Source organism: Ralstonia sp. NFACC01, from assembly GCF_900115545.1.
Classification (GTDB): domain Bacteria; phylum Pseudomonadota; class Gammaproteobacteria; order Burkholderiales; family Burkholderiaceae; genus Ralstonia; species Ralstonia mojiangensis.
On record NZ_FOWV01000005.1, the window covers coordinates 473,030 to 498,657 of the forward strand.

20 protein-coding genes are annotated in these 25,628 nt (G+C 65.0%); 12 read left to right on the forward strand and 8 right to left on the reverse strand.

Features of this window, described 5'->3' with window-relative positions; all coding sequences use genetic code 11:
* Positions 1-12: 12 nt before the first annotated feature.
* Genes cobD through cobU form a run of 3 tightly spaced genes read right to left on the reverse strand, consistent with a single transcriptional unit; the run spans position 13 to position 2,569 of the window.
* On the reverse strand, positions 13-1,020 hold the full coding sequence (cobD, locus tag BM136_RS15775; protein WP_092972894.1) for a threonine-phosphate decarboxylase CobD: 1,008 nt from the start codon (positions 1,018-1,020) through the stop codon (positions 13-15).
* A complete protein-coding gene (gene cbiB, locus BM136_RS15780) occupies positions 1,017-1,997 on the reverse strand; it encodes an adenosylcobinamide-phosphate synthase CbiB (RefSeq protein WP_092972896.1) in 981 nt (326 codons plus the stop codon). The genes cobD and cbiB overlap by 4 nt, the downstream gene beginning before the upstream one ends.
* Complete coding sequence (gene cobU, locus BM136_RS15785; protein ID WP_092972898.1) at positions 1,994-2,569, reverse strand: bifunctional adenosylcobinamide kinase/adenosylcobinamide-phosphate guanylyltransferase; 576 nt, start codon at positions 2,567-2,569, stop codon at positions 1,994-1,996. The genes cbiB and cobU overlap by 4 nt, the downstream gene beginning before the upstream one ends.
* A gap of 61 nt (positions 2,570-2,630) precedes the next feature.
* Between cobU and BM136_RS15790 the strand changes: the two genes are divergently transcribed.
* Together BM136_RS15790 and BM136_RS15795 are read left to right on the forward strand one after the other, a co-directional pair.
* Positions 2,631-4,127, forward strand: coding sequence for a cobyric acid synthase (locus tag BM136_RS15790; protein ID WP_092972900.1), 1,497 nt, complete (start codon positions 2,631-2,633; stop codon positions 4,125-4,127).
* Positions 4,128-4,202: 75 nt separating this feature from the next.
* The gene (locus BM136_RS15795; protein ID WP_092972902.1) at positions 4,203-4,868 is read left to right on the forward strand and encodes a ParA family protein; all 666 of its coding nucleotides are present in this window, start codon (positions 4,203-4,205) and stop codon (positions 4,866-4,868) included.
* 48 nt (positions 4,869-4,916) lie between these two features.
* Here BM136_RS15795 and panC read toward each other — a convergent pair whose 3' ends face one another.
* From panC to BM136_RS15810, 3 genes are read right to left on the reverse strand one after another with little or no spacing between them, the layout of a single operon-like run.
* On the reverse strand, positions 4,917-5,768 hold the full coding sequence (gene panC, locus BM136_RS15800; protein ID WP_092972904.1) for a pantoate--beta-alanine ligase: 852 nt from the start codon (positions 5,766-5,768) through the stop codon (positions 4,917-4,919).
* 38 nt (positions 5,769-5,806) lie between these two features.
* On the reverse strand, positions 5,807-6,688 hold the full coding sequence (locus tag BM136_RS15805) for a segregation and condensation protein A (RefSeq protein ID WP_092972906.1): 882 nt from the start codon (positions 6,686-6,688) through the stop codon (positions 5,807-5,809).
* A 38-nt stretch (positions 6,689-6,726) separates the two neighbouring features.
* The gene (locus BM136_RS15810; RefSeq protein ID WP_024975037.1) at positions 6,727-6,915 is read right to left on the reverse strand and encodes a DUF3460 family protein; all 189 of its coding nucleotides are present in this window, start codon (positions 6,913-6,915) and stop codon (positions 6,727-6,729) included.
* 237 nt (positions 6,916-7,152) lie between these two features.
* On the opposite strand from BM136_RS15810, the gene BM136_RS15815 reads away from it, so the two are divergent.
* The 3 genes from BM136_RS15815 to BM136_RS15825 all read left to right on the forward strand — a co-directional run bounded on the left by BM136_RS15815 (position 7,153) and on the right by BM136_RS15825 (position 13,495).
* Positions 7,153-8,940, forward strand: a complete 1,788-nt coding sequence (locus tag BM136_RS15815; protein ID WP_092972909.1) for an autotransporter assembly complex protein TamA — start codon at positions 7,153-7,155, stop codon at positions 8,938-8,940.
* Positions 8,941-8,942: 2 nt separating this feature from the next.
* A complete protein-coding gene (locus BM136_RS15820; protein ID WP_092972911.1) occupies positions 8,943-12,857 on the forward strand; it encodes a translocation/assembly module TamB domain-containing protein in 3,915 nt (1,304 codons plus the stop codon).
* A gap of 95 nt (positions 12,858-12,952) precedes the next feature.
* Positions 12,953-13,495 (forward strand): hypothetical protein, encoded by a 543-nt coding sequence (locus BM136_RS15825; RefSeq protein ID WP_092972913.1) that lies wholly within the window; start codon positions 12,953-12,955, stop codon positions 13,493-13,495.
* 184 nt (positions 13,496-13,679) lie between these two features.
* Here BM136_RS15825 and metG read toward each other — a convergent pair whose 3' ends face one another.
* Positions 13,680-15,749, reverse strand: a complete 2,070-nt coding sequence (gene metG / locus BM136_RS15835; RefSeq protein ID WP_092973026.1) for a methionine--tRNA ligase — start codon at positions 15,747-15,749, stop codon at positions 13,680-13,682.
* A gap of 306 nt (positions 15,750-16,055) precedes the next feature.
* A complete protein-coding gene (locus BM136_RS15840; protein WP_012762565.1) occupies positions 16,056-16,685 on the reverse strand; it encodes a YiaD family glycine zipper/OmpA-like lipoprotein in 630 nt (209 codons plus the stop codon).
* A 206-nt stretch (positions 16,686-16,891) separates the two neighbouring features.
* On the opposite strand from BM136_RS15840, the gene apbC reads away from it, so the two are divergent.
* From apbC to BM136_RS15875, 7 genes are all read left to right on the forward strand, one after another.
* Positions 16,892-17,980 (forward strand): iron-sulfur cluster carrier protein ApbC, encoded by a 1,089-nt coding sequence (gene apbC / locus BM136_RS15845; RefSeq protein ID WP_092973028.1) that lies wholly within the window; start codon positions 16,892-16,894, stop codon positions 17,978-17,980.
* 10 nt (positions 17,981-17,990) lie between these two features.
* The gene (locus tag BM136_RS15850) at positions 17,991-18,530 is read left to right on the forward strand and encodes a DUF3305 domain-containing protein (RefSeq protein ID WP_092972917.1); all 540 of its coding nucleotides are present in this window, start codon (positions 17,991-17,993) and stop codon (positions 18,528-18,530) included.
* Positions 18,531-18,541: 11 nt separating this feature from the next.
* Complete coding sequence (locus BM136_RS15855) at positions 18,542-19,111, forward strand: DUF3306 domain-containing protein (protein WP_092972919.1); 570 nt, start codon at positions 18,542-18,544, stop codon at positions 19,109-19,111.
* 81 nt (positions 19,112-19,192) lie between these two features.
* Complete coding sequence (locus BM136_RS15860; protein WP_092972921.1) at positions 19,193-21,352, forward strand: 4Fe-4S binding protein; 2,160 nt, start codon at positions 19,193-19,195, stop codon at positions 21,350-21,352.
* A gap of 44 nt (positions 21,353-21,396) precedes the next feature.
* Entirely contained in the window at positions 21,397-22,068 is a 672-nt protein-coding gene (locus tag BM136_RS15865) for a TorD/DmsD family molecular chaperone (protein WP_092972923.1), read from the forward strand.
* Between the two features lie 235 nt (positions 22,069-22,303).
* Positions 22,304-22,555, forward strand: coding sequence for a ubiquinol-cytochrome c reductase iron-sulfur subunit N-terminal domain-containing protein (locus BM136_RS15870; protein WP_092972925.1), 252 nt, complete (start codon positions 22,304-22,306; stop codon positions 22,553-22,555).
* A 67-nt stretch (positions 22,556-22,622) separates the two neighbouring features.
* Positions 22,623-25,628, forward strand: a complete 3,006-nt coding sequence (locus tag BM136_RS15875) for a molybdopterin-dependent oxidoreductase (protein WP_092972927.1) — start codon at positions 22,623-22,625, stop codon at positions 25,626-25,628.

Consider the following 25,628-nt stretch of genomic DNA (forward strand, 5'->3'; position numbering starts at 1 on the left):
GGGGAGGGCAGGTCAAGCGGAGTGCGACAGCGATGCTAGCGCATCGGCAAGACGTTGCCATCCGGTTTCATCCGGGGGCAGGCCGAAGCGCAAGCCGCTGATGGGCGCATCGAACAGGCGGGTCCAGATGCCGAGGCGCGCTAGGCCTGCATGCAGCGCCCGCGCATGTGGGCCGTGTGCCCAGGCAAACAGCGGTGTGGCGGCATTTGGCAGGCCGTGGCGATCCAACAACGCTGAGAGCCGCGCCCCCGCATGCAGCAGTTGCGCGCGCGTTGAAACTTGCCAGGCGGTATCGGCCAGCGCCGCACGCACCACGGCACGGGCCGGACCGTTGACTGTCCAGTGCCCCAGCGACTCGCGCAGGGCAGACAGCAGCTCCGGCGCCGCCAGTGTGAAGCCGATGCGGGCGCCTGCCAGTCCGTAGAACTTTCCGATCGAGCGCAGCACCACAAGCCCCGGCACGCCAGCCAGTGGCGCCAATGTGGGGCCATCGTCGAACGCCTCAATAAAGGCCTCGTCCACGATCAACGTGCCACCGCGCGCGTGCAGGCGCGTGTGCCAATCGCACAGGGTTTCTGCCGGCAGCACGCGCGCGGTTGGGTTGTTCGGGTTGACGACAACCAAGTGCTGCACGTCGTTTGGCAGGTCGCCGAGGAAGGTGGCTTCGGGCAGTGGCACGACGTCGTGACCGGCACGCGCAAAGGCAGGTGCGTATTCGCTGTAGCCGATCTGCGCGATGCCGGCTCGTCCACGCGGCAGCAGTGTCGGCAGCGTGCGGATCGCCGCTTGCGATCCTGCAACCGCCAGCACGGCGCGCGTGTCGGTCACGCCGTAGTGCGCGGCGGCCTGTGCTTCGAGGCCATCGTCTTCAGGCAGGCGCAACCACGCATCAGGTGGAATCGGCGGAATCGGATAGCCGTGCGGGTTGATGCCCGTGGACAGGTCAAGCCAGCCGCCGGCAGGCTCTCCGTACAGCGCGCGTGCGGCCGCGAGATTGCCGCCGTGGACGATGGCGTTCACGAGAGGCCCCACGCCAACGCCGCGATCAGGCCCAGTACGCCGAGCCACAACCACAACGTGCGCGACACGAGCGTCAACGCCCGCGCGATATCTGCTGCGGTCGCCGCCTTGCCAGTGCCGAGCGACGGGCGGGCTTCTTCCACACCTTCGTAGCATGCGGCGCCGCCGAGCTGAACGCGCAGGCTGCCCGCGCCCGCGGCCATCACCGGACCGGCGTTGGGGCTCGACCATTGCGGAGCCTGCGTGCGCCAGCAGCGCAGCGCATCGGCGGTGTGGCCAAGCAGCGCGTAGCTGATTGCCGTGAGGCGGGCGGGAATCCAGTTGAGCACGTCGTCGATGCGCGCGGCCGCCCAGCCAAAGCCGGTAAAGCGCGCATTGCGGTAGCCCCACATTGCATCGAGTGTATTGGCCAGCCGATACAGCACCACGCCCGGCGCGCCCGCCACCACAAGCCAGAACAGCGGCGCGAAGACGGCATCGCTGCCGTTTTCCAACGCGGATTCCACCGCGGCGCGGGCGATGGGCTCATCCGTGGCTTGTTTGAGGTCACGCGAGACGATGCGCGAGGCGAGGGTGCGTGCGCGGGGCAGATCCGCATCGCGTAGCGCAAGCGCGATCGGCGCGATGTGGTCATGCAGACTGCGCGCTCCGATGGCGAAATAGAGCGCGATGGCATCAAGTGCTGCCACCAGCCAAGGCGACACATCGCGCGCCATGCCGGCGAGCCATCCCGCAAGCAGCGCGAACGGCAGCACGGCGCCCGCCCATGCAACGAGACCGACGACGCGTGACCACGCCAACGCAGCCGGTGTGTGGTTCATGCAGCGCTCAATCGCTTTGGCGATGCGTCCGAAGCCAACGAGTGGATGCCAGCGCGGCACCTCGCCGAAGAGCTGATCGAGCAGCACGCCCGCGAGCGCGGCCAGCGTCACGAGCGGCCACCCGAGATCGAATACGCCGCCCGGCGACACGCTCACGTGGCAGCGCCGATCGCCGGCCCTTTCACCACCATCGGAATACCGGCCACCAGTAGGTGCACGTTGTCGGCCAGCGCGGCTAGACGTTGGTTCAGCCGGCCCAGTTCATCCACGTAGAAACGCGTGACGGCGCCCATCGGCACCACGCCCAGGCCGATCTCGTTGCTCACGAGGATGACCTCGCCGGGCAGCAACGGCAGCGCGGTGAGTAGCGCATCAATCTCCGCTGTCCAGGCTTCGGGGGGCGTGACGAGGCCTGTCTCGGGGTATTCATGGTGCTCTGAGAAGAGCAGATTGTTGAGCCACAGCGTCATGCAATCGACCAGCACGCAGCCACCGTGCTGCGCGTGCGTGTAGAGGGCTTCGGCCAGGCGCACGGGCTCTTCGGCCAGCCCCCAATTGGCCGGGCGCCGCGCGCGGTGGAGGGCCACGCGCAATTGCATCTCTTCGTCGCCCTCGCCGGCGGTGGCGACGTACGTGACCGGCCCCGCGCATTGCAGTGCGAGCTGTTCGGCGTGGTGGCTTTTGCCCGAGCGGGCACCACCGAGGACGAGAGTGAGGTGGCGTGGCATTCCAGCATTTTAGCGGGGGCGCGGGGGTCAGGCGCAACAAGGTGGGTGCGATAATCCGCGCATGTCGAAAGCTCCATTTCCTGTGCCGCCGGGCTCGCTTCGGGGCACGCTGATGATCCAGGGCACCACGTCCGATGCTGGCAAGAGCACGCTGGTCGCCGGTCTGTGCCGCGTCGCGCATCGAGCCGGTGTGCGGGTGGCGCCATTCAAGCCGCAGAACATGGCGCTCAACAGCGCCGTCACCGCCGACGGCGGCGAGATCGGCCGCGCCCAGGCGTTGCAGGCGCAGGCGGCGGGCGTCGCCCCCACGGTCGACATGAACCCCGTGCTGCTCAAGCCCAACAGCGACACCGGCGCGCAGATCATCATCCACGGGCAGCCGCGCTTTGACCTTGATGCCCGCGCGTATCACGACTACAAGCCCACCGCCATGGCCGCCGTGCTCGAATCGCACACGCGGCTGCGCGCGCAGTACGACCTCGTGCTCGTGGAGGGCGCCGGCAGCCCGGCGGAGGTCAACCTGCGCGACCGCGATATCGCCAATATGGGCTTTGCCGAAGCCGTCGATTGCCCCGTCGTGCTCGTTGCCGACATCGATCGCGGTGGCGTGTTCGCGCACCTTGTCGGCACGCTGGCCTGCCTGTCCGACAGCGAACGCGCGCGCGTGGGCGGCTTCATCATCAACCGGTTTCGCGGCGATATTTCACTGCTCACGCCCGGGCTCGACTGGCTGACCGCGCAGACGGGCAAGCCGGTGTTGGGTGTGCTGCCGTATCTGCACGGTCTGCACCTCGACGCGGAAGACGCGGTGCAGACCGTGCAGCGCGCAGCCTCAGCCGATGCGCTGCGCGTCGTCATTCCGGTGTTGCCGCGTGTGTCCAACCACACCGATTTCGACGCGCTGCGCGCGCACCCGCAGGTGGACGTTCGACTGGTCGGCCCCGGTCAGCCAATTCCGCCCGCAGACCTCATCATCCTGCCCGGCAGCAAGAGCGTGCAGGCCGATCTTGCCTGGCTGCGTGCCAACGGTTGGGAAGCGGCCATCGCGCGGCATCTGCGCTATGGCGGCAAGCTGATCGGCATCTGCGGCGGCATGCAGATGCTGGGGCGGCGCTTGCATGATCCGCACGGGCTGGAAGGCGCAGCAGGCAGCGTCGAGGGTTTCGGCTATCTCGATTTCGAGACGACGCTGGAGGCTGCCAAGCAGTTGCGTCAGGTGCGCGGCATCCTGACGGAAAGCGGTGCGACCATCGCCGGCTACGAAATCCACATGGGCGTGACCAAGGGGGCGGCCCTCGCACGCCCCGCCGTGCAACTCGACGATGGCCGCGCAGATGGTGCGGTCTCCGCAGACGGGCAAATCCTCGCGACTTACCTGCACGGCTTGTTCGATGCGCCCGAGGCGTGCCGAGCGTTGCTTGCCTGGGCCGGTGTGCGCGATGCGCAGGCGCAGGACTACGCCGCGTTGCGTGAGGCATCGCTCGAACGTCTTGCTGACACGTGCGAAGCGCATCTGGACCTTGCTACGCTCTTCCGAACGCTGGCACGTGCAGGCTGAGCCATAATTATTGGATGGACAGATCCGCTGGGTGACTAACTCGGCACATGATTCGACGAGCGCAAGGAGGCGGGCATGCCGGTGGCCGTTGTAGCGAACCCGAAGGGCGGAGTGGGCAAAAGCACGCTGGCCACCAATCTGGCCGGCTACTTTGCGGCGCGGGATCACGCCGTGATGCTGGGCGACACCGATCGCCAGCAGTCCTCACGCGAGTGGCTGGCCCTGCGCCCGGAAACCGCCAAGCCCATTCGCACGTGGGAAATCAACGCTGATCATATCGCCAAGCCGCCCAAGGGTACGACGCACGTAGTGCTCGATACGCCGGCGGGCCTCCACGGCTGGCGGCTGGGGGATCTTGTGAAGATGTCCGGCTACGTGATCGTGCCGCTGCAGCCTTCCATGTTCGACATCCTTGCCACGCAGACCTTCCTGCGCAAACTGGCCGATGAAAAGCCTGTGCGTCATGGCGAGGTCAAGCTGGGCGTGGTCGGCATGCGCGTCGATATGCGCACGCGTGCCGCTGAACAGCTCCAGCGTTTCGTGCAGGGGCTGGAGGTGCCAATCCTGGGTTATCTGCGCGATACGCAGAATTACGTGCAACTCGCCGCGCACGGCTTGACGCTGTGGGACGTGGCGCCCTCGCGGGTGGCCAAGGACGTGGAGCAGTGGAGCGGCATTCTCGACTGGCTGGGGGAGTCGCCTACGCAGGCGAGCGTCACCGACACGTCGGCGGCGGCATGAAAAAAGCCCGGCAGTGCCGGGCTTTTTCGTGGGACGAGGCTGCGTCGCTCAGATTTCGAGGTTATCGATCAGGCGCGTCTTGCCGAGTTTGGCGGCGGTCAGCACGACCAGCGGCTCGCCTGCAGCGATGTTCTCGGGCGTCGGCTTCTGCAGGTCGGAACGGCGGCGCACGGCCACGTAGTCGGGCTGCCAGCCGCGGCCACGCAGGTATTCCATGGCCTTGGCCGTCACCTCTTCGTGCGACGCCTGGCCTTGCAGCACAGTCTCCAGCACGTCCTGACGCACCTGGTGCAGCGTGCGGTACAGCTCGGGGGCTTCTGCGCGCTCTTCGTTGGTCAGGTAGACGTTGCGCGACGATAGCGCCAGGCCGTCATCCGCGCGCACCGTTTCGGCGGGGATGATGTCCACCGGCAGCGCAAACTGATGTGCCATGCGGCGCACGATCATCAACTGCTGGTAGTCCTTCTTGCCGAACACGGCCACGCGCGGTTGCACGCAGCAGAACAGCTTCATCACCACCGTGCACACACCCTTGAAGAAGCCGGGGCGGAATTCGCCTTCCAGCGTGTCGCCCAGGTCGTGCGGCGGGTCGACACGGTATTCCTGCGGCTCTGGGTACATGTCGCGCTCGGTGGGCGCAAACAGCACGTACACGCCTTCCTTCTGCAGTTTCTCGATGTCGTCCTGCAGCGTGCGCGGGTATTTGTCGAAATCTTCGTTCGGCCCGAATTGCAGGCGGTTCACAAAAATGGACGCCACCACCGGATCGCCATGCTGGCGTGCCAGGCGCATCAGGCTCAGGTGGCCTTCATGCAGGTTGCCCATGGTCGGCACGAAGGCGACGCGGTTCTGGCCGCGCAACTGGTCGCGCAATTCCTGGATCGACGAGATGACTTTCATAGTTGTTGTGTGATTCGGCCCGGGTCAGATCGGACGATTTACGTCGGGGAATAGGCGAGGCGCACGTAAATGGGTGCGTATGGTTCGGCCTGCGTGATTTCGAGCAGCGATTCGCGCGAAAGCTCGAGCATGGCGACAAAGTTGACGACCACGATGGGTGCGCCCTTGCCGGACTGGATCGCTTCTTCAAACAGCTCGGTGAACTCCATGAACCGCGCGTGCTGCAGGCGGCGCAGGATCTGGCTCATGTGCTCGCGCACGGACAGCTCTTCGCGCGAGATCTTGTGGTGCTGGGTGAGCTTGGCCCGGCGCAGCACATCTGCCCAGGCGACACGCAGGTCGTCGGAATTGACGTCGGGGTAGCGCGGCGCGAGGCTTTGCTCGATATAGACCTGTGCGCGCAGGAAATCGCGGCCAAGTTGCGGTACGGTGTCCAGCTTCTGCGCGGCGAGCTTCATCTGCTCGTACTCGAGCAGGCGGCGCACCAGTTCGGCGCGCGGGTCTTCGGGCTCGGTGCCTTCGTCGGTCTTCTTGACCGGCAGCAGCATGCGCGACTTGATCTCGATGAGCATGGCCGCCATCAGCAGATATTCAGCAGCCAGTTCAAGATTGGTCGTGCGGATCTGTTCGATATACGCCAGATACTGCCGCGTGACTTGCGCCAGCGGAATGTCCAGCACATTGAAGTTCTGGCGGCGGATCAGGTACAGCAGCAAGTCCAGCGGCCCTTCAAATGCTTCGAGAAAGACCTCGAGCGCATCGGGCGGGATGTAGAGATCCTGCGGGAGCTTGAACAGCGGCTCGCCGTAGAGCCGCGCGAAGGCGAGGCCGTCGACCTGCGCGGGCGTGGAATCCTGATCGGGCGCCACGCTGGGCAGCTCGACGGGCAGTGGCAGCTTGTCCTGCGCGGAAGTGGTCATGCGGCGGTGAGCCTGGCGGGCCGAGGGCCGGTGGCCGATCAGTCCAGCGAGTAGACGTACGGCTTTTGCGGCACGCGGGCGGACTTGGCGCGCGCGCGCTCTTCCAGGTCGATCGGGTCCTTGTCCCACAGCAGGGACCGGCCTTGGCGCTGCTGCGCTTCCAGGTCGGGCTTCTGGGTCTTGAGTTCTTCCAGGAACTGGGTGATCTCGGACTTGTAGAGGGCCATGGCGGTATGTGATGTTGGATGATCTTGCCCGCACGGAAAGCTCCCGGGCGGAAAACCGGCGCATTTTACCGTATTGGCCGGCGTAAAGGCCTTGGGCACGGCACGTGCGAAACCCTGTCGGCCGATTCGGAAGGCCGCGTTCGTTGCAATTGCCTGGGCACCGGCGGGGGGCGGTATGGTCAAATACGCCTTTCCTTCGACTCAGCCTGCCCGTGGGGCGGCGCCACGCTTGCCACGATGACCGGCTCCAATCGACCATCGCGACCGTCACGACCACCACGCTTTCGTTTCCTGGGTTTGCCCGCCGCCGCGCTGGCGGCCGGCTTTGTGCTGTCCCTCGCCTGCGCCCCGGCGCACGCTGAATACGACGTCAAGATCGATGCGCCGAAGTCCATTCGCGACTTGCTTGAGCGCCATCTGGACCTGTCGCGCTACAAAGACCGCAAGGACATCACCGACGACCAGCTCCAGTACATGGTCGAGACCATTGGCGACCAGGTCACCAAGCTGACGGCCACCGAGGGCTATTTCGTGCCGAAGGCGACCGCGAAGCTGGACGGCCCGCCGGACCACCGCGTGGTCAACGTGAAGGTCGAGCCCGGCCCGCGTACCACCATCGATACCGTGGCGCTCGACTTTACCGGCGCGATCACGCAAGACGCCAAGCGCATCGACGAATTGAAAAAGTCGTGGAGCCTGCAGCACGGCATGGCCTTCCGCCAGTCGGGCTGGGACAAGGCCAAGGACGACGGTCTGGCCGCGCTGCAGAGCAAACGTTATTACGCGGCCAAGCAGACGTCTTCGCAGGCACGCGTCGATCCGGACGAAAGCAAGGCAGACCTGTCGGTGGGCTATGACAGCGGTCCGGCTTACACATTGGGGCCGCTGGACGTGCAGGGCTTGTCGCGCTACCCGCTCAGCATCATCAATCACGTGAACCCGCTGCGCGTGGGTGAGGATTACTCCGCCGATCGTCTGCAGGCGCTGCAGGCCGCCATCCAGGGGCAACCGTATTTCTCCAACGCCATCGTTGACCTGGGCGACGACCCGAAGAACCCGGTCAACGCGCCGGTGCGCGTGCGTGTGCGGGAGTATCCGCCCAACCGCATCACCAGTGGTGTGGGTTACGGCACGGACACGGGTGCCTCGGTGGAAGGGCGCTATCAATATCTGAACCTGTTCAGCAAGGCTTGGGTGCTCGACACGCAGGCCCGCATCGAACAGCGCCGCCAGTACCTGTTTGCCGGCGTGACCGTGCCGCCCGACGACAAGCAATACGTCAACAGTCTCTACACCAGCATGGACCGCACCGACACCTCGGGCACCGACACGCGCAGCTATCGTTCCGGCTTCAAGCAGACGCGTGTGCGCGGCATCTATGAGACGTCGTTCACCGTTGATTTCTACTACGACGACCTGCGGCCCGATGGCGCCGAGCGCCAGTTGAGCAAGGCGCTCGTCCCGGGTTTCGCCTGGACGCGCCGCGATGTGGACGACCCGCTGTTCCCGCGCCGCGGCAACATCATCACCACGCAGATCGGCGCGGCAGTCAAGGGCGTGCTGACGGACCAATCATTCGTGCGGTCATACAGCCGCATTCGCCAGTTCGTGCCGGTGGGGCAGCGCGATATCTTCGTTGCGCGCGGTGAGTTGGGCGCGGTCATCACCTCCGGTTCCGGCGATGGCGTACCGGCCACGCTGCGCTTTCGCACGGGCGGCACGCAGTCGGTGCGCGGCTACGATTTCCAGAGCATCGGTAACGACGTCAACGGCAGCACGTTGCCGACCAAGTTCCTCGTCACGGGCGGGCTGGAGTATCAACGCTGGTTTCTGCCGCAATGGGGTGCCGCCGTGTTCTGGGATACCGGCACCGCCACCGACAACTGGTCGGAGCGCCGCTGGTTCAACGGTGTGGGTGTGGGCGTACGTTGGAAGAGCCCCGTGGGGCCGATCCAGCTCGACATGGCCTATGGCATCCAGCAGAAGCAGTTCCGGCCGAGCGTCTCGCTGGGCATCGCGTTCTGAATATGACGATGACCGATCCGCAAACGCCTCAACCCAAGCAACCCGAAGCACCACGCTCCGAACGTGCCAAGCGCGGCTGGGGCCGTCGCACGCTGCGCTGGTTCGGCGCCTTTGTCGCCCTCGTCCTTGTAATCGTGCTGGCGCTGGCCGGCTGGCTGGTCTGGGCCATCCATTCGCAATCGGGCACGGCGCAGTTGTGGTCACTCGCCACGCGCTTTGGCAACGCTTATGTGTCGGGCAAGCTGGAGGGCGGCACGGTGCGCGAGGGCGTGTCGCTGCGCGATCTGCACGTGCGCGCGGGCAGCACGGAAGTGCGCATCGACCATGTGGAAGGCCGCTGGGCCATCACGCGTGGCCCGTGGCATGCGCATTTCGCGTACCTCCGTGCCGGCAATGTCGAGGTGATCCTGCATCCGACGCCGCCCACACCGCCGAGTGGTCCGCCCAATTCGCTGGTGCTGCCGCTTGCGCTGGATGTGGACCGCCTCGCCGTCGATCGCCTTGCCATCCGGCAGGGCACGTCGACCACCGAACTGAAGTCGATTGCCGGCAGCCTGCATACCGACGGAACGCATCACAACGTGCTGCTCGACGGCATGGAGACGCCCGCCGGTAAACTGGCCGCCACGCTGCGTATGACCGGTACGCGCCCGTATCCGCTTACCGGGGCTGCCACGCTGGCCACGCAGTTCGAGGTGAGCGGGCAGAAGCAGGATGCGTCGGTGTCGGCGCAACTGTCGGGCTCGTTGGAAGCGCTGCATATCGAGGCGACCGGCACCGGGGCCAAGCTGACTGCGCAGGCGCTGATTGACGCCACGCCGTTCGGCGCGTTGCCTCTGTCGCGCGCAGTTGTGTCGGCGGAGCACGTGAATCCGCGTGCGTTTGCGCCGGGCGCGCCGGAAGCATCGTTGTCGATCCATGCGGACCTGCGTCCCGACGAGAAGGCCAAGACGCTGACGGTGGCGGGCCCCATCCAGATCGACAACGCGCAGCCCGGCACGCTCGACAAGCAGAAGCTGCCGCTGCAATCGCTGCGTGCTCAGGTGCGGCTGAACGAAAACGATCAGCAACTCACCGGTCTCGATGTGCGGCTGCTGGGCGGCGCGGTGCTCACGGGCGGCGCCGATGTGCAGAAGGGGCATGGCGCACTGCGCGTGGATGTGCGCCAGCTCGATCTGCACGCGCTGCACGCATCGCTGGAGAAGACGAAACTCGCTGGCCCCATCACCGTGAATTTTGCGGGCGGCACGCAGCATGTGGCGCTCGATCTGGCGGGCGGCGACATGCGTGCGCAAGCGAAAGCCGTGCTGGATGCGGCGCAGGTCGCGGTGGAGAGCGCCCAGGTGTCGCTGGGGCGCTCGCGGCTGACGCTGGCGGGCACGCTCAAGCACGACGATGCGCAGTCGTTCGCCTTCAAGGGCAACCTGGCGGAGTTCGATCCGTCGCGGCTGGCCAAGGTGGCCAAGGGCCGCATCAATGCCGAGTTCGATGCGCGCGGCACGCTCGGTGAGCCCATCGACGCCGCCGTCAAGTTTGCCGTGCGCGATAGCGATTACGCCGGCTTGCCGATGACCGGCGACGGCAACGTCCACGTACGCGGTGAACGCCTGCTGCCCAGCGACGCCAAGCTCGACGTGGCCGGCAACAAAGCCAGCCTGCGGGGTAGCTTTGGCGGGGCGGGCGACCGCATGCATGTCGACGTCGATGCGCCGCAACTCGCCCGCCTGCAGCTTGGGGTGAGTGGGGCGCTGACCTTGTCCGGCGATGTCTCCGGCACGATCAAGCGCCCGCAGGTGGATGCCACGTTCCGCGCCAATCAGCTTGCCTATCAAGGAAACAAGATCGACACCGCCAACGGCCGTGCGCAGATCCGCGACGGGATCGACGGGCCATTGCTGTTCGAGCTGACCGCGCAGCGAGTGACGGGCCCGAGCCTGTCATTGCGGGAAGTGCATGCCACGCTGGACGGCACGCGACGCGCCCACCGCTTCCGCGCCGACGCCGACGGCAACGTACGCAACCAGCCGTTCAAGTTCGCGCTGGCAGGCGACGGTGCGCTGACACCCGGCAAGGACGGCGATGGTTGGGATGGCACGATCTCCACTCTGTCGGCGCAGGGCGAGCCCAACCTGCAGCTCAAGGCTCCGGTGAAGCTTTCGGTGGCACCGGGCCGCCTGATGATGGGCCGTGCAGATCTGACACTGGACCAGACCCCCATCCACATCGAGCGTGTCGAATCGACCCAGGGTCACGTGCGCAGCGCCGGCCGCGTCGACGGGTTGCAGATTGCGCGGGTGCTGGAGCTTGTGCGCACCTGGACGGGCCAGGCACCGCCGGTGCGCACGGATCTCGTCGTCGACGGCCAGTGGGATCTGGACCTCGGCAGCACGGCCACCGGCACGGCTCGCATCGCCCGGCGCAGCGGCGACCTGTCGATCAACGCCGGCCGTGGTTTCACCCCGCTGGGCCTGACTGAAGCGACCGTCGAAGCGCGCGGCGAAGGCATGCGCCTCGGGCTGCGCGGCACTGTGCAATCGACGCGCGTCGGCAACCTTTACCTTGATGCGGGCGTCGGGCTCGCGCGTGATCCTGGCCCGGGCACTTTGGCGCTTATGGCGCCCTCGTCGCCGCTCTCCGGCGGTTTGACGATCAGCCTGCCGCATCTCAAGAGCATTGGAGATCTGCTTGGGCCCGACGTCGCAACGGACGGGCAGCTTGCGGCCAGCCTGACGTTTGCGGGCACCGTGGGCGCGCCCAAGGTGAGCGGCTTCATGACCGGCCAGGACGTCGAGGTGGCGCTGTACGACCAGGGCATCCGCCTGACGAAGGGCGTCGTGCGTGTGGCGCTCGACCAGAACGTGGTCGACCTGCAAGAGGTGGTGTTCCATGGCGGAGACGGCACCGTGCGGGCGCAGGGACGCGTGCAGCTTGGCGAGGCGAACCCGAACCTGGCAGGCTCCATCGTTGCCGACAAGCTGCAACTCTTTGCCGATCCGGATCGCACGCTGGTGCTGTCGGGCCAGGCGCGCATTACCAACGACAACGACCGCGTGGCCGTTACCGGCAAGTTCAAGGTCGACCGGGGCCTGTTCGATTTGCCAAAGGACGGCGCGCCCTCGCTTGGCGACGACGTGGTCATCGTCCGTCGTGCCGACGCCGCCCGCAACCAGGCCGAACGCGGCGTCAAGCGCGAAGAAAAGCCGGCTGGCCGCTTCAGCCCGGTGGTGGATGTCGATGTCGATTTTGGCGACAACTTCCGCTTCAAGGGTGCCGGCGCAGACCTGTCACTTGGTGGTCAGATGCACGTGCACAGCGAGCCGCTTGTGCCCCTGCGCGGCACCGGCACGATCTACGTGCGCGAGGGCAGCACGTACGAAGCGTTCGGCCGCAAGCTGGCCATCGAACGGGGCGTGCTGAACTTCGTCGGGCCGATCAACAATCCGTCGTTCAACATCACCGCCATGCGGCGCAACCAGGAAGTCGAAGCGGGCGTGCAGGTGACCGGCACGGTGCGCCAGCCACGCGTCAAGCTCGTCTCCGAGCCCAACGTGCCTGATGAAGACAAACTCTCCTGGCTGATGTTCGGCTACAGCGCATCGAATGCCGGCCTGGGCCAGCAGCAGGCGATGTCCGGCGCGGCCCTGGGGCTGCTGGGCAACGTGGCAGGCAAGAACGTGGCGCGGCGCTTCGGGCTCGACGAGTTCTCGATCGGGCCGTCCACCGCTGGTCTCACCGACCCGCAGGTTGTGAGCCTCGGCAAGGCGATTTCGGAGCGCATCACCGTCGGCTATGAGCAGAGCCTGTCGACGGCCGACTCCATCGTCAAACTGACGTGGCAGTTCTCGCGGCGGTGGTCTGTGGTGGCACGCGGCGGCACGATCAACGGTGCGTCGGTCCTGTTCAACAAGCGTTGGTAATCGATTGGCCCGGCTGCCAGAATGGCGACGGGTACACGTTTCACACGAGGGGTTCCATGCCGCATCTTCGTCAACTCGCACAAGTGGGAGTCACCATGGGCATTCTGGCTTCATTGCTGGGGTTGTTCGGCTGTGATCAGCAGAAGGTTGACCAGGCTGTGAATCGTGCGGGCGATGCCGCCAAGCGGGCGTGGCAATCGGCCAAGCCGGACAACCTGCTGTTCAAAGGCATCGTGGCAGGGCAATCCACCGAAGACGATGTCAGGGCCACCGCCGGTCAGCCCGAGATGATCTGGGAAAACGAAGGCGGCACGCGGCAGCTTGAGTATCCGCGCGGGCCAGAAGGGACTTCAACGTGGATGGTGACGATCGGGCCTGACGGGCACGTGCAGAAGATCGAGCAGGTGTTGACCGCCGAGAATTTTGGGCGCGTGCGGATTGGGCAGAGTAAGGATGACGTTCGCCGGATGCTGGGCAAGCCCGGGAAGGTGGAGGTGTTTAAGCTGAAGCAGGAAGAGGTTTGGGGGTATCGGTGGATGGAAAGCGCGACAGAGCGGGCTTTCTTCAATGTGCACTTTGGGACGGATGGGCGGGTTACGACGACTTCGCGGAGTGATGATCGGTTGAATGGGGCGTAGCTGATTGCGGTTTGGGCTTTCGCCCTTCGCCCTTCGCCCTGAGGATGTTCTTGTGGTGCATCCCATGTTTCATCCCCTGCCGGGGCTGACTCACTTTCTTTGGCAAGACAAAGAAAAGTAAGTCGGTCCCGGCAGGGAACGAAAGGGAAGTGGACCACCAAGGCCCATCCCCCCTCAAACCAAATCAACGCACCCGCATCCCTGGCACCGCCCCCGAATGCGGCTCAAGAATATAAAGCCCAGGCTGAGCCTTCTCATCAGCCGCCGAAGCCGCCAACACCATCCCCTCCGACATCCCAAACTTCATCTTGCGCGGGGCGAGGTTGGCAACCATCACGGTCAGCTTGCCCACGAGATCTTCCGGCGCATATGCCGACTGGATGCCAGAAAACACATTCCGCGTCTGTCCTTCGCCCACATCCAGCGTGAGCTGCAGCAACTTGTTCGACCCTTCCACGCGCTGGCAGGCGACGATCTTGGCCACACGCAGGTCGATCTTGGCGAAGTCGTCGATGGTGATGGTCTCGGCCATCGGCTCGATGGCGGCAGCGCCGTTGGCGGTAGCAGCCGGGGCATCGGCGGTGGCCTGCAGGGACTGACGATTTGCCTCCACCAGCGCATCCACCTGCTTCTTGTCAACGCGCGTCATCAGATGCGAGTACGGCTGGATCGGCTTGGCCGACGACAGTTGCGAATCGATCGAGCGCCACGTCAGCGGCTCAACGTTGAGGAACGCTTCGATGCGCTCAACTGTGGTCGGCAGAATCGGCTTGAGGTACACGGCCAGCAGGCGGAACGCTTCCAGCGCGACCGAGCACGCAGCGTGCAGCTTTTCGCGGTTGGCTTCGTCCTTGGCGAGGTCCCACGGCTTTTCGGTGTCGACGAACGCATTGACGGCGTCGGCCAGCTCCATCACGGCACGCAGCGCCTTGCTGTACTCGCGCTTTTCATACAGATCGGCGATTTGCGGGGCGGCTTCGCGCAGCTGCACCATCAGCGGGTGGCCCAGGGCGGCGTCGCTCACGCGGCCTTCAAAGCGCTTGACCAGGAAGCCCGCCGAGCGGCTGGCGATGTTGACGAACTTGCCCACCAGATCGCTGTTCACACGGGCGATGAAATCGTCCAGGTTCAAATCCAGGTCTTCCATCGTCGCGTTCAGCTTGGCGGCGAAGTAGTAGCGCAGCCATTCCGGATTCAGGCCGGTGTCGATGTAGCTCTGAGCGGTGATGAACGTGCCGCGGGACTTGCTCATCTTGGCGCCGTCCACGGTCAGGAAGCCGTGGGCGAACACGTTGGTCGGTGTGCGGTGGCCGGAGAACTTCAGCATCGCCGGCCAGAACAGCGTGTGGAAATACAGGATGTCCTTGCCGATGAAGTGGTACTGCTCGGTGGTCGAGTGTTCGTTGATCCACGCGTTGAAATCGAGACCGCGCTTGGCGCACAGGTTCTTGAAGCTGGCGTAGTAGCCGACCGGCGCATCCAGCCACACATAGAAGTATTTGCCCGGCGCGCCCGGAATCTCGAAGCCGAAGTACGGCGCATCACGCGAGATGTCCCAGTCCGACAGCTTGGCCTCGCCTTCGTCGCCGAGCCATTCGCGCATCTTGTTGGTCGCTTCGGGCTGGGCCAGGTCGGCTACCCATTCACGCAGAAAGTTTTCGCAGCGCGGGTCAGACAGCTTGAAAAAGTAGTGCTCCGACGACTTGCGCACCGGCGTCGCGCCCGACACCACGGAATACGGATTCTTCAGGTCAGTCGGCTGGTACGTCGCACCGCACACTTCGCATGAATCGCCGTACTGGTCTTTCGCGCCGCACTTCGGGCATTCGCCCTTGATGAAGCGGTCCGGAAGGAACATCTCTTTGACCGGGTCATAGAACTGCTCGACCTCGCGCACGTCGATCAGGCCGGCTTCCTTGAGCTTGAGGTAGACGCTCTGGCACAGCTCCTTGTTTTCGTCGGAGTCGGTGCTGTAGTAGTTGTCGAACGAGACGAGGAAGTTGTCGAAGTCGCGTTTGTGTTCCGTCCAGACGCGTTCGATCAGTTGGCGCGGTGTCAGGCCTTCCTTCTCGGCGCGCAGCATGACGGGCGTGCCGTGCGTGTCGTCGGCACCCACGTAGTAGGTCTCATGCCCCCGCATGCGTTGGAAGCGCACCCAGATATCGGTCTGGATGTACTCGACCAGGTGGCCGATGTGAATCGGCCCGTTGGCATAGGGCAGGGCGGAAGTGACGAGGATGCGACGTTCGGACATGAGCGAGCCAGAAAAGTGCGGGCAGGCCGCGAACAGGGCGCGGCGCGCGGAGAAACGCATATTTTAGCGCGCCCGACGGCTTCGAGCCCGTCAGAGAGGAATCTGCGGAATCGCGGGTGTGATCGTGGGGTTGGCCCATGCGTCACGATGCCGCGCACGGTGTGACCCCAAAAAAAAAGCGCCGGTCAGAGCCGGCGCAGCTTTCCACAACGGAAAAGGAGGAGAAATCAGGTACCGCCCGGGAGGTCAGCCACGCATCGCGAGCCAGCAACGTGTGGCAAGCGGCACCTGTTTTCTATGACAGGGTTAGCCCTGAATTGGTTTCAAATAAATTTCGACGCGGCGATTTTGGGCGCGGCCGGCCTCCGTGGCGTTGTCGGCAACGGGCTGGTTCTGGCCGCGGCCTTCAGCCGAGAGACGGTTACGGGCCACGCCGCGGTCCGTCAGGTAGCTCGCCACGCTCTGCGCACGCTTTTGCGACAGCGTCATGTTGTAGTTCGGGTTGCCGGTGCTGTCCGTATGGCCGACCACATTGGCGGCCAATTCCGGATGTTGCGTGAGCGTTTGTGCCACGCTATCCAACGGGCCGCGGAACGACGGCTTGATTACCGCGCTGTCGGTGTCGAACGAAACCTGGCTCGGAATGTTCAGCTTGAGCGAACCGTCGGGTTGCTCTGAAATTTGCGTGCCGGTACCGGCCGTATCGCCAGCCAGCTTGGATTTGATAGCGCCCCAGTTGTAGCCGACGGCTGCGCCGGTTGCCGCGCCCAGCGCACCGCCAATGGCGGCGCCCTTGCCGTTGCCGACCAGCGCGCCGATGCCAGCGCCCACGGCCGCGCCAACGCCGGTGCCCATGGCGGTCTGGTTCTGCTGCTCGGTCGCACAGCCTGCGGCCAGCAGGGCGATCAGCGAGACGGAAATAAGCTTGGCTTTCATGGTTTCTCCTACGAGTAACGGGATCGGTTCTTGTGGGTTTGCCGATATCCGGCGCATCAGAGGGATATTGGGGGAGGAATCGGACGAACGACGCGCCGGCAAAATACAATAGCAAAACAGTACGTAGAGTGGCCAGGGCGCCGCAAAGTTCATGCCGCGTCACCGTTGGCCCGTCCCCCATTCGCATTAGATTTGTGGAGCAAATGTTGAGCGTAACCATCGAACAGATCACCGAAGCGCTGCGCGGCGTGGTGGATCCCAATACCGGGCGCGACCTCGTGTCGTCCAAATCGGCGCGCAACATCCGGGTCGATGGCGGCGAGGTGTCGCTCGACGTGGAACTCGGCTACCCCGCCAAGAGCCAGTTCGAACCGATCCGCAAGCTGGTGATCGGGGCGCTGCGCCAGGTGCAAGGTGTCGAAAATGTGAGCGTGCAGGTGTCGATGAAGATCGTCGCGCACGCGGTGCAGCGTGGTGTGCACCTGATGCCGAATGTGAAAAACATCATCGCCGTGGCTTCGGGCAAGGGCGGGGTGGGCAAGTCGACTACTGCCGTGAACCTCGCGCTGGCGCTGTCGGCGGAAGGCGCCAACGTCGGTATTCTGGACGCCGATATTTACGGTCCGAGCCAGCCGATGATGCTGGGCATCCAGGGCCAGCCTGACTCGGCCGACGGCAAGACGATGGAACCGATGGAAGGCCATGGCCTGCAGGCCAACTCGATCGGCTTCCTGATCGAGCAGGACAACCCGATGGTCTGGCGCGGTCCGATGGTGACCTCGGCGCTGGAGCAACTGCTCAAGCAGACCAACTGGCGCGACCTGGATTACCTCATCGTCGACATGCCGCCGGGCACGGGCGATATCCAGCTCACACTGTCGCAGAAGGTGCCTGTGACGGGCGCGGTGATCGTCACCACGCCGCAGGACATCGCGCTGCTTGACGCCAAGAAGGGCCTGAAGATGTTCGAGAAGGTGGGCATTCCCATCATCGGCGTGGTCGAGAATATGGCGGTCTACTGCTGCCCGAACTGCGGCCATACTGAACACATTTTCGGCGCCGGCGGCGGCGAGAAAATGTGCGAACAGTACAACGTGCCGTTCCTGGGCAGCCTGCCGCTCAATCTGTCCATCCGTGAGCAGGCCGATTCGGGCCGTCCGACCGTGGTGGCCGATCCCGACGGCGCAATTGCTGGCGTCTACAAGCAGATCGCGCGCCGCGTCGCCATTGCCGTGGCCGAGAAGGCGAAGGACATGACGAGCAAGTTCCCGTCGATCGTCGTGCAGAACACCTGAGCGAAAAACCATGGATGCCAGCGAGCCGTTGCCCAACGATCGTCAGACGGAGCGCCCGTCCGTGCGGGTGGCGGTGGTGCTGTGCCGCCGCCCGACTGCCAACCGCTGGCAGCCGTTCCAGTGGCGGCTGGAGGCTGTTGTGCCTGACTTGGGCGAATACGGCACCGCACCGCGCTGCCTGGATCACGCCGACGATGAGAAGGGCGACGAGCGCTGGCTCACGCCCGGCTTCTCCGTCACGCTATTTCGCGACGAGGCTGAGGGTTATTACTTGAACGTGACCTCCGCCGCGCCCTGCTGGTTTGTGCTGTGGCGCCTGGGCGAATCGGGCACCGCTGACGAAGGCCGCGCGATTCCGCATACGGTTTCGCTGAGCTACAACGAGGCTGGCCGCTGGCTCGACGGTGGCGAGACGGTCGAAAACGTGCCGTTGGACGCCGCGGCGCTGGAGTGGCTGCAGGCGTACGTGGCCGAAAACTACCGGCCTGAGCCGAAGAAGCGGCGCCGGCCGGAGTCGTTCCTGCCGCCGGAAGACCGCGCAAAGTTCTGAGCGAAGCTGACGTGAGCGACGAAACTTTCCTCTCGCGCTGGTCACGCCGCAAGGCCGCCGAGCGGCGCGGCGAACCCGAACCGGAAGCGGCCCCGCCCGCGGAGCCGGCACCCGCCGTCGTGCCCGAAGTGTCGCCGCCCGAGCCCCCGCCCGAGGCGCCGCCACCGCTCACGCTGGAAGACGCCGCCAAGCTGACGCCATCCGATGATTTCGCGCCCTTCGTCGCGCACGGGGTGGACGAAACCGTCAAGCGTGCCGCGCTCAAGAAGCTCTTCGCCGATCCGCATTTCAATGTGATGGACGGGCTCGATACCTACATCGACGACTATTCGCAGCCCGACCCGATCCCGCCTGAGATGTTGCGCGAGCTGCGCCATACGGCGGGATTGCGGTTGTTCGAGCCGCTGGAAGAGGAGGCGGCTGCGCCGACAGGAGTCGAACCGGTATCGGACCCTTCGTCCGCCTCGCCCGCTGTGACCGGCGAGATGCCGCGGGAACCTGCCGATGCCGAATCGCCCCTCCCGGACGGCCCCGCCCAGGCAACCCCGCATGGCGGTGCTAAGCCGCCGTCCGTAGAATAAAAAAGAAGACCGCGCGGCAAAGACCGAGCGGCCATGTCTCCACAGCCTGCGCCATGCACGTGGGCGCTCACGCACAAATCCATGCCGACGCTGCTCTGCAGTTGCAATCACACCATGCCGATCGATGCCGATGCGGTGGGCGACGCCCTGCGCGCGTCCGACGCCGTCATCGACGCGCCAGGCAAGACGCACCACCTGCTGTGCCGCCGCGAGATCGGCGCGTTCACGCAGGCGCTGGAGGGCACGGAAGACGTCATCGTCGCGTGCACGCAGGAAAAGGCACTGTTTGCAGAAGTGGCCGCACAGCACGAGGGCGTGACGGCGCCAATCCATTTCGTCAACGTGCGCGAAACGGGCGGGTGGTCAGCGGGAGCCAAGCGCGATGCGCGCGGTTTCCGTGCCAAGACTGCGGCGCTGCTGGCCGTGGCAGGGTTGCCGGCGCCGGACCCGGTGCCCGTGGTCGACTACCGCTCCGACGGCAACGTGTTGATCGTCGGCCCTGCCGAGCGGGCGATGCCGTGGGCCGAACGCCTGGCCGACCAACTGAGCGTGACGGTGCTCGTCACCGGGCGTGATCGCGCAAAGGGTCTGCTTGTCCTGCCGATGGAGCGCCGCTGGCCCGTCCAAGCAGGCGAGCTGCAGGAGGTGAAGGGCTGGCTTGGCACGTTCGAAGTGCAGTGGCGCAACCGCAATCCGATCGACCTGGACCGCTGCACCCGCTGCAACGCCTGCATTGATGTCTGCCCCGAAGGCGCCATCGACGCGCTTTACCAGATCGATCTGGACGCATGCCGAGACCATCGCGCGTGTGTAAAAGCATGCGGCGATGCGATGGCCATCGATTTCAGCCGCGTGGATGCACCGCAGGCGCTCTCGGGCCAGTTCGACCTGATCTTCGATTTGAACGATGCGCCAGCGTTTGCGCAGCATCAGCCGCCGCAGGGCTATTTCCACGCCGGCGCAGACGCAGGCCGTCAATTGACGGCATCGCTGGCACTGCTGCAAATGGTGGGTGAGTTCGAGAAGCCCAAATTCTTCCAATACAAGGAATCCATCTGCGCGCACGGGCGTAACGGCCAGGTGGGCTGCGACGCTTGCGTGCAGGTGTGTTCTGCGTCGGCCATTGCGTCGCAGTGGAAGGACGGCCGCGGCAGCGTGCACGTCACGCCCAATCTGTGCGTGGGCTGCGGCGCGTGTACGACCGCCTGCCCGACCGGCGCGATCACCTATGCCTATCCCAGCGCGCCTTACCAGGGGCGCAAGCTCAAGACCCTGCTGAGCACGTATGCATCGGCGGGTGGGCGTGATGCTGTGGTTCTGCTGCATAACGGTGGGCGCGGCCGCACGCTGATCGAGCAACTTGGCCGGGCCGCGCGTATCGGCAAGGCGCAGGGCGTGCCGGTGAATGTGCTGCCGGTCGAGGTCTTCCACGCGGCATCGACGGGATTGGACCTGTGGCTTGCAGCGTTGACTTACGGCGCCGCGCGCATCGCTATCCTGCTGACGGAAGACGACGCACCGCAGTACCGCGCGATGCTCGCCGAGCAGGTTGCCGTGGCGCAGGCCCTGATGCAAGGGCTTGGCGAGCCGGCGGATGAGGTGGGCGTGGTGCTGATCGACGTGGCGGATGCGACTGCGCTCGACGCGCGCTTGGGCCGCGCTGACGTTTCGGGCCCGCTGCGCGGCTTTCGCCGTGACATGCCGGCCGCCACGTTTGCGGTGGCCGCCGCCAAGCGCGAGACGCTGGATTTCGCGCTCGACCATCTTGCGCGCCACGCCAAGGCCACCGAGGCCGTCATCCCGCTGCCGGCAGGGGCACCGTTTGGCGCCATCACCGTGAATCGCGAAAGCTGCACGCTGTGCATGGCCTGTATGGGCGCGTGCCCGTCGCAGGCGCTGCGCGATCAGGCCGAGCGCCCCGTGCTGGCCATGATCGAGCGCAACTGCGTCCAGTGCGGCCTGTGCGAAACCACGTGCCCGGAAAGCGCCATCGCCCTCGTTCCGCGTCTGAACCTGTCGGCCGAAGCCCGCCAATCGGTCACGCTCAACGAGGCCCAGCCGTTCCACTGCATCCGCTGCAACAAGCCGTTCGGCACCGCGCAGATGGTCACGACGATGCTGGCCAAGCTGGGCGCGCACCCGGCGTTTTCGGGCGCCGCCGCCGAGCGCCTCAAGATGTGCAGCGACTGCCGCGTGATCGACATGATGCAGCACGGCGAACGCCCCGGCGCCCCGCACTGAAAACCGCGCATTGAAGCCGCGCATTCAAGCCGATCTCTGATTCCATGACCGACGCCCAGCCCCTGCAATTCCAGCCCGCCGCCACCCCTGCCGACAGCGCCGAGGATCTCGCCCGTGCGGACCTGTACGGCCTGCTGGCCACGCTGTTCTTCCAAGCGGCAGACGCCGATTTGCTGCAGCGCATTGCCGCCGCACCGCTGGACCCGGTCGGCGATGACGATATCGCCCCGGCCGATGCGGAAGCTGCCGCCAGCAGCGCACTCACCCAGGCGTGGCGAAAGCTTGTCGCCCGCGCCGGCAAGACGACCGCCGTGCAGGCCGACGACGAATACACCGAGCTCTTCATCGGCATCGGCAAGCCGGAGGTGTTCCTGTACGGCTCGTACTACCAGGCCGGTTTCATGAACGAAAAGCCGCTCGTGGTGCTGCGCGATGATTTGCGCCGCTATGGCCTGGAGCGCGCCGAGGGCGTCACGGAGACGGAAGATCACCTCGCTACGCTGTGCGAGGTCATGCGTTACCTCATCGCCGGGGACGATGTTGCCGTTGCGCGCATCGAAGAGCAGCGCGCTTTTTTCCAGCGCCACCTGGCCCCGTGGGTCGATACGGCTTGTGATGCTGTATTGCAGCATCCGCGCGCCGCGTTTTATGCCGACGTGGCGGGGTTGGCAAAGGCGTTTTTCGACGTCGAGCGGCTCGCGCTGGAATTGGCGTGACCGCAATGCGGCCGACTGCCTAAAAATTGAGAGGTCGGCCAAGAGTCGCGCCCCGTCCGCGTCACGGCGGACCGGTTCAAACCGTACTCATTGAAAAAAATCATCGGTAAATCGTCAGGAAAATCCCGGGGTGAGGGGTTTTGGGCATGGTTTTCTCATGCCGTTACTCCTAAAATGTGTTCAAAAATTCCTATTACATTCGGTCATCGGTTTGAATGAGCCGGGGAGCATCGAAATGCCAGGTCCGAACACCGTCCCTCACGCCCGCCCCGAGGCGGATTCCGCTGAATCCGGCCCCACGCGCCGCCGCTTCCTGATGGGCACCGCGTTGGCCGCTGCCGCCGCAGGCACGGCCGCTGCGGCCAGCCATCTGGTGCAAGCGCCCGCCGCCTCCGCCTCGCCACCGGCTGACGCCGCTGATGACGGCGCCACCGGTTACCGTCTGAGCGAACACATCCGCAAGTACTACAAGACGACGTGGATTTGACGCGGCTGCACGCGCGCCGCTGTTACTCCATCGTCATTGCACGCACCCCACATCCTCAGGTGACCTCATGCTTCTGACCCGCAAACCGGCGGTACAGGACACCAAAGCCGCACCGGCGCGGCGTTCAAACGGCCAGGGCGCCGCATCGCTTGCCGGCAGTCTGGCCCGCAGCCTGGCCGGCGCACTGCCGACCATGGACCGCCGCACCTTCCTCAAGCGCTCCGGCATCGGCGTTGGCGCTGGGCTGGCCGCGACGCAGCTTTCGCTGGTGAAGAAATCGGTGGTGGGTGAGGCACACGCCGCCGAAGGCAAGGGCGACATCGTTGTGCGCCGCACGGTGTGCTCGCACTGCTCGGTCGGCTGCTCGGTGGATGCCGTCGTGCAGAACGGCGTGTGGGTGCGGCAGGAACCGGTATTCGACTCGCCGATCAACCTGGGCGCGCACTGCGCCAAAGGCGCCGCCCTCCGCGAGCACGGTCACGGCGAATACCGCCTGAAGACGCCAATGAAGCTTGTCGACGGCCGCTACCAGCGCATCAGCTGGGAGCAGGCGCTCAACGAGATCGTTGCCAAGATGAACACGATCCGCCAGGAAACCGGGCCGGATTCGTTTTTCTTCGTGGGTTCATCCAAGCACAGCAACGAGCAGTCGTATCTGCTGCGCAAGTGGGTGTCGTTCTTCGGCACCAACAACTGCGACCACCAGGCACGCATCTGCCACAGCACCACCGTCGCCGGCGTGGCCAACACGTGGGGCTACGGTGCGATGACGAACTCGTACAACGACATGCAGAACGCCAAGTGCGCGTTGTACATCGGTTCGAACGCGGCCGAGGCGCATCCGGTATCGATGCTGCATCTGCTGCATGCCAAGGAAACGGGCTGCAAGGTCATCGTCGTCGACCCGCGTTACACACGCACAGCGGCCAAGTCCGATGAATACGTGCGGATTCGTTCGGGCACCGATATCGCGTTCCTCTTCGGCGTGCTGTATCACATCTTCAAGAACGGCTGGGAAGACAAGCAGTACATCCACGACCGCGTCTACGGCATGGACAAGGTGCGCGAGGAAGTGCTCGCCAAGTGGACGCCGGACAAGGTCGAAGAGGTGTGCGGGGTGCCGGAAGCGCAGGTCCACAAGGTCGCCGAGATGATGGCGATGAACCGCCCCAGCACGCTGGTGTGGTGCATGGGCCAGACGCAGCACACCATCGGCAACGCCATCGTGCGCGCATCGTGCATCGTGCAGCTGGCGCTGGGCAACATCGGCAAGTCGGGCGGCGGCGCAAACATCTTCCGCGGCCACGACAACGTGCAGGGCGCGACCGACGTCGGGCCTAATCCCGATTCTCTGCCAGGCTATTACGGCCTCGCTGCGGGCGCGTGGAAGCATTTCGCCTCCGTGTGGGGGCTCGATTACGACTGGATCAAAGGCCGCTTCGCCTCGCAGGCGATGATGGAAAAATCGGGCACCACGGTTTCGCGGTGGGCCGATGCGGTGCTCGAGAAGAATGACCTGATCGATCAGGACAACAACGTTCGCGCGGTCTTTTACTGGGGCCACGCACCGAATTCGCAAACGCGCGGGATGGACATCAAGCGAGCGCTCGACAAGATCGACCTGCTCGTGGTGATCGACCCATACCCGTCGGCCACGGCGGCCATGGCCAACATGCCCGCCGCCGACGGCACGCCGCCCAATCCAAACCGTGCCGTCTACCTGCTGCCGGCCGCAACGCAGTTCGAAACGTCGGGCTCATGCACGGCATCGAATCGCTCGCTGCAATGGCGCGAGAAGGTGATCGAGCCGCTGTTCGAATCGCAGCCCGACCACGTGATCATGCAGGCGTTTGCCGATCGCCTCGGCTTCGGCAAGGAGCTGTCGAAGAACTACAAGATCACTGAATACAAGCGCGCCGGCATGACGTGGCGCGAGCCGGAGATCGAATCGATCCTGCGTGAAATCAATCGCGGCAACTGGACGATCGGCTACACCGGGCAATCGCCGGAACGCCTGAAGGCCCACATGCGCAACATGCATCTGTTTGATGTGCGCACGCTGCGCTGCAAGGGCGGAAAGGATGCCGAAACCGGCTACGACCTCACCGGCGATTACTTCGGCCTGCCTTGGCCGTGCTACGGCACGCCGGAACTCAAGCATCCCGGCTCGCCCAACCTGTACGACACCAGCAAGCATGTGATGGAAGGCGGCGGCAACTTCCGCGCCAACTTTGGCGTGGAACGCGACGGCGTCAACCTGCTGGCCGAAGATGGCTCGTTCTCGCTGGGTTCGGAGTTGACGACAGGCTACCCCGAGTTCGATCACGTGTTCCTCAAGAAACTCGGCTGGTGGGACGACCTGACCGACGCAGAGAAGAAGGCCGCTGAAGGCAAGAACTGGAAGACCGATTTGTCCGGCGGCATCCAGCGCGTGACGATGAAGCACGGCTGCCACCCGTTCGGCAACGCCAAGGCGCGCGCCATCGTGTGGAACTTCCCCGACGGCATTCCGCAGCACCGGGAGCCGCTGTATTCCACGCGGCCCGACATGGTCGCCAAGTACCCCACGCACGACGACAAGAAGGCCTTCTGGCGCCTGCCGACGCTGTACAAGACGGTGCAGCAGCGCAATATCGAAAACAAGGTCTACGAGAAATTCCCGATCATCCTCACCTCCGGCCGCCTGGTGGAGTACGAAGGCGGCGGCGAAGAGACGCGCTCCAACCCGTGGCTCGCCGAGCTGCAGCAGGAGAACTTTGTCGAGATCAACCCAAAGGCTGCAGCCGACCGCGGTATCCGTCACAACGACTTTGTCTGGGTCAAGACGCCGACCGGCGCCCAGATCAAGGTGCGCGCGCTGGTGACGGAGCGCGTGGGCGTCGACCACGCCTTCATCCCGTTCCACTTCTCGGGCTGGTGGCAGGGCAAGGACCTGCTCGATTATTACCCGGAGGGCGCCCACCCGATCGTGCGTGGCGAGGCTGTCAACACGGCCACGACCTACGGCTACGACTCGGTAACGATGATGCAGGAAACGAAAACGACGGTCTGCCAGATCGAGCGGTTCGCATAA

Coding starts and splice junctions, on each gene's coding strand:
- BM136_RS15795 (WP_092972902.1), top strand. CDS start 4,203: ATGCCGGTGGCCGTTGTAGCGAACCCGAAGGGCGGAGTGGGCAAAAGC.
- BM136_RS15840 (WP_012762565.1), bottom strand. CDS start 16,685: ATGAAAGCCAAGCTTATTTCCGTCTCGCTGATCGCCCTGCTGGCCGCA.
- BM136_RS15865 (WP_092972923.1), top strand. CDS start 21,397: ATGACCGACGCCCAGCCCCTGCAATTCCAGCCCGCCGCCACCCCTGCC.
- panC (WP_092972904.1), bottom strand. CDS start 5,768: ATGAAAGTCATCTCGTCGATCCAGGAATTGCGCGACCAGTTGCGCGGC.
- BM136_RS15875 (WP_092972927.1), top strand. CDS start 22,623: ATGCTTCTGACCCGCAAACCGGCGGTACAGGACACCAAAGCCGCACCG.
- BM136_RS15820 (WP_092972911.1), top strand. CDS start 8,943: ATGACGATGACCGATCCGCAAACGCCTCAACCCAAGCAACCCGAAGCA.
- BM136_RS15790 (WP_092972900.1), top strand. CDS start 2,631: ATGTCGAAAGCTCCATTTCCTGTGCCGCCGGGCTCGCTTCGGGGCACG.
- BM136_RS15860 (WP_092972921.1), top strand. CDS start 19,193: ATGCCGACGCTGCTCTGCAGTTGCAATCACACCATGCCGATCGATGCC.
- BM136_RS15815 (WP_092972909.1), top strand. CDS start 7,153: ATGACCGGCTCCAATCGACCATCGCGACCGTCACGACCACCACGCTTT.
- cobU (WP_092972898.1), bottom strand. CDS start 2,569: ATGCCACGCCACCTCACTCTCGTCCTCGGTGGTGCCCGCTCGGGCAAA.
- BM136_RS15850 (WP_092972917.1), top strand. CDS start 17,991: ATGGATGCCAGCGAGCCGTTGCCCAACGATCGTCAGACGGAGCGCCCG.
- BM136_RS15810 (WP_024975037.1), bottom strand. CDS start 6,915: ATGGCCCTCTACAAGTCCGAGATCACCCAGTTCCTGGAAGAACTCAAG.
- BM136_RS15825 (WP_092972913.1), top strand. CDS start 12,953: ATGGGCATTCTGGCTTCATTGCTGGGGTTGTTCGGCTGTGATCAGCAG.
- BM136_RS15870 (WP_092972925.1), top strand. CDS start 22,304: ATGCCAGGTCCGAACACCGTCCCTCACGCCCGCCCCGAGGCGGATTCC.
- BM136_RS15805 (WP_092972906.1), bottom strand. CDS start 6,688: ATGACCACTTCCGCGCAGGACAAGCTGCCACTGCCCGTCGAGCTGCCC.
- metG (WP_092973026.1), bottom strand. CDS start 15,749: ATGTCCGAACGTCGCATCCTCGTCACTTCCGCCCTGCCCTATGCCAAC.